This is a genomic window from Arenimonas sp. (assembly GCF_035312645.1).
In the GTDB taxonomy this organism is placed as follows: Bacteria; Pseudomonadota; Gammaproteobacteria; order Xanthomonadales; family Xanthomonadaceae; genus Arenimonas.
The window spans coordinates 1-9,394 of record NZ_DATGBO010000123.1 but is presented as its reverse complement, the minus strand read 5'-3'; the positions used below and the strand labels follow the sequence as shown (position 1 = coordinate 9,394).

The 9,394-nt window shown below is 63.9% G+C and carries 10 protein-coding genes, 1 tRNA gene and 1 other RNA gene; 6 read left to right on the top strand and 6 right to left on the bottom strand.

Annotated elements, in window-relative coordinates:
• Positions 1-543: 543 nt before the first annotated feature.
• Both ffs and VKM35_RS11300 read right to left on the bottom strand, forming a co-directional pair.
• An RNA gene (ffs, locus tag VKM35_RS11305) (signal recognition particle sRNA small type) lies at positions 544-640 on the bottom strand.
• 221 nt (positions 641-861) lie between these two features.
• A tRNA-Ser gene (locus VKM35_RS11300) sits at positions 862-954 on the bottom strand.
• Positions 955-1,106: 152 nt separating this feature from the next.
• Between VKM35_RS11300 and dnaX the strand changes: the two genes are divergently transcribed.
• The 5 genes from dnaX to VKM35_RS11275 all read left to right on the top strand — a co-directional run bounded on the left by dnaX (position 1,107) and on the right by VKM35_RS11275 (position 4,715).
• The gene (dnaX, locus tag VKM35_RS11295; RefSeq protein WP_324321122.1) at positions 1,107-2,816 is read left to right on the top strand and encodes a DNA polymerase III subunit gamma/tau; all 1,710 of its coding nucleotides are present in this window, start codon (positions 1,107-1,109) and stop codon (positions 2,814-2,816) included.
• A 10-nt stretch (positions 2,817-2,826) separates the two neighbouring features.
• Positions 2,827-3,147, top strand: a complete 321-nt coding sequence (locus VKM35_RS11290; RefSeq protein ID WP_324321121.1) for a YbaB/EbfC family nucleoid-associated protein — start codon at positions 2,827-2,829, stop codon at positions 3,145-3,147.
• A gap of 111 nt (positions 3,148-3,258) precedes the next feature.
• Positions 3,259-3,858 carry a recombination mediator RecR gene (gene recR, locus VKM35_RS11285; RefSeq protein WP_324321120.1) on the top strand — a complete coding sequence of 200 codons (600 nt, stop codon included), beginning with the start codon at positions 3,259-3,261 and terminating at the stop codon, positions 3,856-3,858.
• 56 nt (positions 3,859-3,914) lie between these two features.
• The gene (locus tag VKM35_RS11280) at positions 3,915-4,274 is read left to right on the top strand and encodes a histidine triad nucleotide-binding protein (protein ID WP_324321119.1); all 360 of its coding nucleotides are present in this window, start codon (positions 3,915-3,917) and stop codon (positions 4,272-4,274) included.
• A 30-nt stretch (positions 4,275-4,304) separates the two neighbouring features.
• Positions 4,305-4,715 carry a hypothetical protein gene (locus VKM35_RS11275; RefSeq protein ID WP_324321118.1) on the top strand — a complete coding sequence of 137 codons (411 nt, stop codon included), beginning with the start codon at positions 4,305-4,307 and terminating at the stop codon, positions 4,713-4,715.
• 84 nt (positions 4,716-4,799) lie between these two features.
• On the opposite strand, the gene VKM35_RS11270 is transcribed toward VKM35_RS11275, so the two are convergent.
• From VKM35_RS11270 to VKM35_RS11255, 4 genes are read right to left on the bottom strand one after another with little or no spacing between them, the layout of a single operon-like run.
• Positions 4,800-5,264, bottom strand: coding sequence for a Slp family lipoprotein (locus VKM35_RS11270; RefSeq protein WP_324321117.1), 465 nt, complete (start codon positions 5,262-5,264; stop codon positions 4,800-4,802).
• The gene (locus tag VKM35_RS11265) at positions 5,261-7,225 is read right to left on the bottom strand and encodes a DUF3488 and transglutaminase-like domain-containing protein (RefSeq protein ID WP_324321116.1); all 1,965 of its coding nucleotides are present in this window, start codon (positions 7,223-7,225) and stop codon (positions 5,261-5,263) included. The genes VKM35_RS11270 and VKM35_RS11265 overlap by 4 nt, the downstream gene beginning before the upstream one ends.
• Positions 7,222-8,199 (bottom strand): DUF58 domain-containing protein, encoded by a 978-nt coding sequence (locus tag VKM35_RS11260; protein ID WP_324321115.1) that lies wholly within the window; start codon positions 8,197-8,199, stop codon positions 7,222-7,224. The genes VKM35_RS11265 and VKM35_RS11260 overlap by 4 nt, the downstream gene beginning before the upstream one ends.
• A gap of 3 nt (positions 8,200-8,202) precedes the next feature.
• Complete coding sequence (locus VKM35_RS11255) at positions 8,203-9,156, bottom strand: MoxR family ATPase (protein ID WP_324321114.1); 954 nt, start codon at positions 9,154-9,156, stop codon at positions 8,203-8,205.
• A gap of 43 nt (positions 9,157-9,199) precedes the next feature.
• Here VKM35_RS11255 and VKM35_RS11250 point away from each other — a divergent pair.
• Positions 9,200-9,394: hypothetical protein (locus VKM35_RS11250; RefSeq protein WP_324321113.1), on the top strand; the 195-nt coding region annotated here is incomplete at its 3' end.

Below are 9,394 nucleotides of genomic sequence, written 5' to 3'. Positions count from 1 at the left end.
AAGCACGAGCACTACGCCGATGGCGCTGCCGGCTGGCTGCATCCGGATGGTGATGCGTAGGAGCGATGGCAATCGCGACATGCCCGGTCGCGATTGCCATCGCTCCTACGAAGCGTGTTGTTCGTGAGATTGGAAGAATCGTCGCGACAATTGAGCCGCAAGTGGACTGCGTCAATGCAAGCAGACTGCGATCAACACAAGTGGAACGCGTTAACGCAAGCGACTAGCCGCTGCTGCGGCAGACTTGGGTGGCAGCCCTTGCCGGCTGGCCTCGGCGCCCGAATCAGTCAATACCATGCCTGCCTAGACCATCACTATCCTGGCGGTTAGCTGCTTGAGAAGAACCAGAGGTGTGCCTAGGCAGTTCTGAAGAGATGGCTACGCAAACCGACATGCCATGGGTTTTCTGAGGCAAGCGGACCGCTTCGATGCAAATGAAGCGGAGGGTCAGCGCAAGCAGACTGCGATCAACACAAGTGGAACGCGTTAACGCAAGCGGCTAGGCGCGGCGGTAGCCGCTGCTGCGGCAGACTTGGGTGGCAGCCCTTGCCGGCTGGCCTCGGCGCCCGAATCAGTCAATACCGTTGCTGCCTTCCGGCCCTGGCGGAGTTTTCAACCTATCGTCGCGAGGGGCCGACAAGGGCCGCCATAGAAAGTTGGCGATGCGTGCAACAACGGGGCGCAGCGTTTTCAATAACGAGAGGGATTGACTCGGGACATCCTGTCCCTCGCCCTGCGGGCGGCTTCGCCGTCCAGATCGGCAATCCTGCCGATCTGTCGAACCCTTAGGGCTCGAACCCTCTCTCTTTGCGACACGTTTTGCTTTTGCTTGCTGCTGGAACAGCTCGCGTCGAACTAATTTGGCGGAGAGAGAGGGATTCGAACCCTCGGTACGGGGTTAAGCCGTACACACACTTTCCAGGCGTGCTCCTTAAACCACTCGGACACCTCTCCGCGTCTTGCCGCACTTGCTGCAAGCGTGTAACCGCCTGAAACAAGAGCGAAATTGTACCCGAGCCGATAAGCCCGGACAACCCGCATGCTCACGGTGCTTGGCCCTGGCCCGGGGGGTTGGCACAATGGCCCGGTTCCAATCGGGTAAACCCATGTCCTATCTCGTTCTCGCCCGCAAATGGCGCCCCCGGCGCTTTTCCGAACTGGTTGGGCAGGAACACGTCGTGCGCGCGCTTACCAATGCGCTCGACACCGGCCGCGTCCATCACGCCTTTCTGTTCACCGGCACGCGTGGCGTGGGCAAGACCACGATCGCCCGTATTTTCGCCAAGAGCCTCAACTGCGAACGCGGCACCGGCGCCGAGCCCTGCGGCGAATGTCCGTCCTGCGTGGACATCGATGCCGGGCGCTTCGTCGACCTGCTCGAGATCGATGCCGCCAGCAACACCGGTGTCGACGATGTCCGCGCGTTGATCGAGAACGCCCAATACATGCCTGGCCGCGGCCGCACCAAGGTCTACCTGATCGACGAAGTGCACATGCTGTCCAAGAGCGCGTTCAATGCGCTGCTCAAGACGCTGGAAGAACCGCCTGGCCACGTGAAATTCCTGCTCGCGACCACCGATCCGCAAAAACTGCCAGTGACGGTGCTGTCGCGCTGCCTGCAATTCAATCTGCGACGTCTCGAGCAGGCGCAGATCGCCGGGCAGATGACGCGCATCCTGCAGGCCGAGAACATCGCCTCCGAGCCCGGCGCGATCGCGCTGCTGGCACGCGCCGCCGACGGCAGCCTGCGCGACGGCTTGTCCCTGCTCGATCAGGCAATCGCTTACACCGGCAGCGGCAGTGGTGGTGGCAAGCTTGAAGAGGCAGGTGTGAACGCGATGCTCGGCACCGTCGAACGTGCGCAGGTCGGCGAGTTGTTGCTCGCACTGGCGGCTGGCGACGGCGGAAAATTGATCGCCGATGTCGAGGCGATGGCGCAGTTCTCGCCGGACTTCGGCCATGTGCTCGAGGATCTCGCCAGCGAGCTGCATCGCATCCAATTGCATCAGCTGGTGCCGAATTTCGAGGACGAAGAGACGCGGATCAACTCCGGTGAATTCGCCCGGCAACTATCGCCTGAGCTGGTGCAGCTTTGGTATCAGATGGCGGTCGGCGGTCGTCGCGATCTGGGTCTCGCACCGAGCCCGCGCGCGGGTTTCGAAATGGCCTTGCTGCGCATGCTGGCCTTCCGTCCTGCCGATGCAGCGACTGCGAATGCTGGCAACGCACGTGCGAATGCTGCAGCAACCGTGGCGGCGACGAGCAGCGCTGCATCAATGAAGTCTGCTGCTGCTCCAGCGCCGATGCGAGAGATCGCAAAGCCTGCGCCTCCCATGCCAGTGCCGACATCGTCGCCAGCATCAATCGCATCGTCGTCGACCGCCATACCCGTCGTCGCCAGCACGGCAGCCGTGAGCGCCGCGATGCCGCTGCACAACGCCGACGACTGGATGCATCTCGTCGCCAATGCCGGTCTCAAGGGCCCGACGCGCGAGTTGGCCGCGCACAGCGCCTTCATCGCCCATGCCGATGGTGTGCTGAAGTTGTCGTTGCCCAGCGATTCGGAACACCTGCGCACCGACAATCTCGTGCGCAATCTTGCGCAAAGTCTCAGTGTGCTGCTGGGTGCCGCACCGCAGATCCGTTTCGAGGCGGCGAAGGCCAGTGGCGGCGACACCTTGCACAACCGCAACGAGCGCCAGCGCAGCGAGCGCCAGACCGGCGCGGAAGCATCGTTCCTGTCTGATCCGATTGTCAGTCAACTGATCGGGCAGGGCGGCAATCTCGTCCCCGATTCCATCCGTCCCATCGAGTGAGAGAAAGATCATGCGTGGAAACATCGCCCAAATGATGCAACAGGCCCAGCGCATGCAGGAAAACCTGAAGCGCGCCGAATCCGAGCTCGCCACGCTGGAAGTCACCGGCCAGGCCGGGGGCGGCATGGTCAGCATCACCATCACCGGCAAGATGGTGACGCGCAAGGTGCATATCGATCCCTCCGTGCTCGGTGATGCCGAGATGCTCGAGGATCTGGTCACCGCCGCATTCAACGATGCCGTCAACAAGGCCAACGACGAGAGCAGCAAGCGCATGTCCGCGGCCACGGCCGGGATGCCGATTCCTGCCGGGATGAAGCTGCCGTTTTGATCCCAGCCAGCCGCGGCAGCATCGTCGCGAAGAAGTGGATGATCGTCGTGATTGCAAATATCCAGTGCGATCCAGAGGCACGCCGTCGCTATTCCGGAAACACATGACGCCATGAGTTCACCGTTGCTCGACCACCTGATCGAAGCCCTGCGCTGCCTGCCCGGCGTCGGGCAGAAAAGCGCGCAGCGCATGGCCTATCACCTGCTCGAGCGCGGCCGCGAGGGCGGACTGAAATTGTCGGCGGCGCTGGCCGAGGCGATCGAGCGCATCGGTCATTGCGAGCTCTGCCGCGATTTCAGCGAGGAAAAAATCTGCGCGATCTGCGCCAGCAACTCACGCGAGCGTAGCCTGCTGTGCGCGGTCGAGAGCCCTGCGGATCGGCTGGTGATCGAGCAGGCGACCGGTTATCGCGGGCGCTATTTCGTATTGCAGGGGCGACTGTCGCCGCTCGACGGCATCGGCCCGCGGGAACTCGGCCTTGATCGCCTGGCGACGCGTCTCGCCGATGGCGAAGTGAAAGAACTGATCATCGCCACCAACCCTACCGTTGAAGGCGAGGCCACCGCGCACTACCTCGCGCAGCTGGCGCGACAGTTCGACGTGCATCCCAGTCGCCTGGCGCATGGCGTTCCGCTCGGCGGCGAATTGGAATACGTCGATCGCGGTACGCTCGCACATGCGTTCGGGTCGCGAATCGAAGTGGAGCGGTGATTCCGGCCGACTACAAGCTCTCGCCAATGCATGCAGCAACGAAATCAGGAGCCGCCATGACGAACGCCAACCAATCCAGCGACAGTATTTTCGACCGGATCATCCGTCGCGAAATCCCCGCCGACATCGTCTTCGAAGACGAGCACCTGATCGCCTTCCGCGATATCGCGCCGCAGGCGCCGGTGCATGTGCTGTTCGTGCCCAAGCGCGGCGTGCGCACGCTCAATGACGTGCCTGCTGGCGACGCGGAATCGCTGGGCCGTTTGCTGCTTGCTGCCGCCGCGTACGCCAAGCGCGAAGGCTTCGCCGAAAACGGTTATCGCGTGCTGATGAACTGCAATGGCGACGGCGGGCAGACGGTGTTCCACATCCATCTGCATCTGCTCGCCGGGCGCGCGTTGCACGGGTTTGGTTGAGCGCGGCTAAATGCATCCACGTCATGAGGCATGACCAAGTCGCTGCAGGCTTATCGATCCAATATTCCGGCTACTCACATGTTCAAGAACCTCATCCCGAAGATTTTCTACGAGCACATGGACGACGGATTGGATCTGTTCGTGGATGGGCTGGGTTTCGAGATTCTTTACCAGGACGACGATTTGGCCGTGGTGGCACGTGATGGCGCCAAGGCCTACATCGTGCAGAGTCCGGAATATGCGGCCAAGGACCGTCCGGAGCTTTCCATCGAAACGGACGTCATCGATGGAATTTTCCAGGATATCTCGACGCGCGTTCCGCATCTGCTACACCCGAACGGCAAGACGGTTTCCCTGAAGCCCTGGGGCGCAAGAGAGTTCGCGATGCTGGACAAGACCGGCGTCTGCGTCATTTTCCGGCAGTGGCCCGACGGCGAGTAAGGCGTCGACAAAGTCGTTTCGCCGATCGGTCGGTGACCGACCTAAAGCAGCCATCGCGGGCCCTGAAGGCTCAGGTACTCGCCATCACCAATAAAACGGCACGCGCTCGACGATCACATCGACGTCCTTGCGCACGGGCCACAAATACACGGCATCGGCGGCGACGCGGGCATAGCGATAATCGAAGTCGCCGACCTTGCGTGTCTCGACACCTTCGATGCGACCGGTGATCGTGACCGCGCGGCCGGGCTTGAACACTTCCGGATCGTAGAAACCGGTGCGGCAGGCGAGGAAGCGGCCTTCGCTGCGATCGAGCTTGCGCGGCTCGCCGCTGCTGTCCAGCGCCATGCCGACGATCTCGAAGCAGCTGCGCGTTGCCTGCGGCTCGACCTTCACTATCTGGCCGCCCCAGCGCACGAGTTCGCCGACGGCTTCGCGCTTGGCGGCATCGTCGGGAAGCAGCGGCGAGAATTGTCCTTGCAACGGTGCCGGCATGCTTACGCAGCCGGCGAGGGTGAGCAGAAACGGTAGTGCGAATCGGCGTTTCATGATCGGCCTCCGGAAGTTTTTCGTTGGGGACGGCCGGCGCGGAATTGGCGCAGGTCGCGGATCAGTTCCTGACGTTGCGGTGGGCTGAGTTCGAGGCCAGCGTAGCGCCAATCGCAGTAACGTCGGCTGAGCCGCAGCACCGTTTCTGCGTTGTCCGGCAGCAGCGCCGCGACGCGATTGCCGAAGCTCAACGGTGCTTCTTCCGGCGCCTTGCGGATGCCAACGCGTGCGAGGCGTCTGCCGAAAGTCCGCCAGGCACGGATCAGCGGATCGCTGCGATCCTTGTGCTGGCGCTGCAGCAACCACAGCGTCACCGCAAGGGCGAACGCGGCACCGACCGCGAACGCGATCACCAGCTGCCAAGCTTCCGCGTCCTTGATGCCGAGCGGGCGCAGCAGGTTTTTCTGCCGCGCGGCATTGAAGCCGAGCACCATTTCGTTCCAACCGTTGCGCAGCGTGTCGGCGATGTCGAACATCGGCTGGAACTGTTCCTGGGCCTGGCCGAACAGCGATTGATCCTGCCTTTTGCGCAGGTCGTCGACGGTGTCGAGAATGTTTTCCGGTGCCACCGCCGCGGTCGGATCGACACGCAGCCAGCCGTGGCCTTCGATCCAGATTTCCGTCCAGGCGTGCGCGTCCTTGCGATACACCAGCCAGTAGCCGCCGATCTTGTTGTAGTGCCCGCCGGCATAACCGGTGATCACGCGCGCGGGCACGCCGGCCGCGCGCATGAACACGACGAAGGCCGAACTGAAATGCTGGCAGAAACCTTGCCGGGTCTGGAACATGAAATCGTCGGTGGCGTCGATGCCGACCGGTGGCGCGGAAATCGTGTACTGGAAATCCTTGCGTATCCATCCCAGGAAGCGCTTGGTCAGCGCCAGCGGATCCGGCGTCTGCGCGCGCCATTGCAGCGCCAACGTGCGCAGCTTCGGATCGCGGCCCGGTGGCAGTGCGAGCAGCAGGCGGCGGTCGTAAGGAGACAACTCGGGTTCGAACAACGCGTCCGGCGACGATTCACCGGTGTAGCGCAGGAGATTGTTCACCGGCTCGTTGCTGCGCGCGGTCAACTCGCCGGTGACCCGCGAGTTCTCCGGTTGCGACAGCGGCACATCGAGCAGGACCAGATCGCGTTGCTCGGTCGGCTCCAGCGTGATTTCGTAGCGGATACGGGTCGGGCCGGGCTGCATCTGCGGCGGCGGCAGCATTTCGAAATCGTCGCGTCGCGTCCAGGCCTGGCCATCGAAAACGGTCAACGCCGGGCCGCGCCAGTACATCTGCTCGGGCTTCGGTGTTGCACCGGGAAAACGCACGCGCAGGGCCGGCGTGTCGTCGACGAGCACGTCCAGCCATTCGTTCGGCGTCATGCGATCGCCCAGGCCCATGTGCTTGTTCGATAGTTGCGGCAGGCCCCACAAAGGCGAGGCCAGGCGAGGAAACAGCCAGAAGCCTGCGAGCGCCATCGGCAACGCGATCAACAGCGCGAACGCGGATTGCCGCAACAGGCGCGGCCAGGCGACAGGTGCTGCCCCGGGCAGCAGTCGCGACCACGCCATCAATGTCATCAGCAGCGCCGGCAAGCACAGCGACAAGGTCAGCGGCCCCTGGTTCTGCAGGAAGGCCGCGAAGGGCGCGAACAGCGAAAATCCCAGCAGGCTGCGGGCATCGCGGGTGACGAAAGTTTCCGCAGGTTTCAGCAACAGCATCGCCAGCAATCCGGCGCAGCCGGTATCGCGACCAACACGAAAGTTGAAGGCCGCGAATACCAGTCCGGCCACCGCGATCGTCACCAGCAGGCGCAACGCACCCGGCCATTGCCGCGGCGACCAGGCCCCGGCAGCGCTCATCGCAAGCAAGACCGCCGCCAACCACGGAGGCAATTGCAGCAACAACGGCAGGCAACAGGTCAGTGCCGCGATCAGGCAGAGCCAGCGCAGCGGACGCGAGAGTGGCGCGCTCATGATTCCGCCGCCGCTGGCAGCAGCGCCAGCGCGCGCAGGCAGACGTGACGATGTTCGGCACCGCGGCCGGCGGGAACGACCTGCTGCGGCAGGCGCAGACAGTAACGGCTGCCGCTGCGCTCGGCATCGACGACCCAGCGCGCAAGCCGACGGATCTTTGCTTCGTAAGGCAGCGCATGCAGCGTTTGCCAGTCGAGGGTGATATCGCGCGCGACGGCCGATTCGTATTCGCGCACCAGCAGGCGATCGGCGCGGGCCGAGGCTTTCCAGGCGATCTGCCGTTGCATGTCGCCGGGGCGGTATTCGCGCAGATGATGCGGCTGCTCGCCGTGCGCGCGCGTGCGCGGCGAATCGCCATCGCCGGGGGCTTCGGGCAGGACCGGAGCTTCGATATCGAGCATTGGATACACGAGCAGGCGTGTGTCCGGACGCAGCCAGCTCCAGGCGCGTGCCAGCCCAAGCGGGCGCAGCGTGCTGAGCCGGATGCGTCCGGTCTCGAACCAGCCACGCTGCTGCGTGGCGATGTCCATCACCACTTCCGATTCCTCGTTGGCGCCGAGGTCGAATATCTGCTGCGCGCCTGCGCACAGCAATTCCAAACCGGGTCGCAGGCGCGCGCCATCGGCGTCGAAACGGAACTTCAGCGAGATAGCCTGCCCGGCGAACACCGGCTCGGCATGCAGGGCCCGGAGACGCACGCCGGAAAGAATCAGATGCGCATGCACGAAACTGTTGTGCACGACGGCGGCCAGCAGGAATACCAGCAGCAGCGCCGGATTGTTGTTGTAGTTCAGGCCGCCGACCAGCATCGTGCCCAGCGAAACAGCGATGAACAGTCCGAACCCCGTCGGCAGGATGTAGATGCGCCGACGCGTGATCCGCACCGGCAGCGTTTCCGGTTGTTTGGGCCGCACCAGCGCCAGCGCCGCCATGCGGTCACCGAAACGTTCGACGCCGTCGCGGACAGCCGCCATCGATCAATCCACGGCGACGGCGGTGAGGATGGAATAGGCGAGCTTGTCGCGCGATTCCGACTCCGCCTCCGGCACGATGCGATGCGCCGCGACCTGCACGAACAAGGCCTGCACGTCCTCGGGCAAGGCGTGGCCGCGCCCGCTGATCAGGGCATGCGCACGCGCACCTTGCAGCAGCGCGAGCCCGGCGCGCGGCGACAGGCCGACGCGTACGCCGCGATGGCGTCGGCTTTCCGCCAGCAGCGCCTGCACATAGGAAACCAGCGCTTCGCTGGCAAGTACGGCGGCGACCGAACGACGCAGCGCGACGACGTCATCGGTGGAAAGTTTCGGCAGCACCTGCGCGATCATCTCGCGGCGGTCGCCGCCGGAAAGCATCGCCTTTTCCGCCACAGCATCCGGGTAGCCGAGCTTGAGGCGCAACAGGAAACGATCGAGCTGCGAATCAGGCAGGGGGAACGTGCCGGCGAGATCGACCGGATTCTGCGTCGCGATCACGAAGAACGGCTGCGGCAGCGTGTGCGTGACGCCATCGACGCTGACCTGATGCTCGGCCATCGCTTCGAGCAGCGCGCTCTGTGTGCGCGGCGGTGCGCGGTTGATTTCGTCGGCGAGCAGCAACTGGGTGAAGATCGGACCGGAATGAAAACGGAATTCGCGAGCGGTCGGATCGAAGATCGATACGCCTAGGATGTCCGAGGGCAGCAAGTCGGAAGTGAATTGCATGCGCTGGAAATCCAGCCCCAGCGTCGCCGACATCGCGCGCGCCAGCGTGGTCTTGCCGAGGCCGGGCAGATCTTCGACCAGCAGGTGTCCACCGGCGAGCAAGGTGGTGAGCGCGAGGCGCACTTCCCGTGGCTTGCCCAGCACCAGCGAATTGATCTGTGCAGCCGCCGCCGCGAGCGACTCGCGCAAGGGGTCGGTTAGGATGGCGGCGTGCAGGGTCTGGGCAGACATGGGGCTCCAGATGGGATGACGATGACGTTGAAGGGATGCTGGCATGAATCGCGATAATTTGCGCGTGAAGTTTGTCGCGCTGTGGGCGGTGCTGCTGGCCCTGAAAATCATCCTGGCGGCGCGCCTGCCGCTGTTCGTGGACGAGGCGTTTTACGCTTGGGAATCGCGTCGCCTGGCCTGGGCCTATTCCGATCTGCCGGGACTGACCGCATGGCTGATCGCGTTGGGGCGTGGCCTC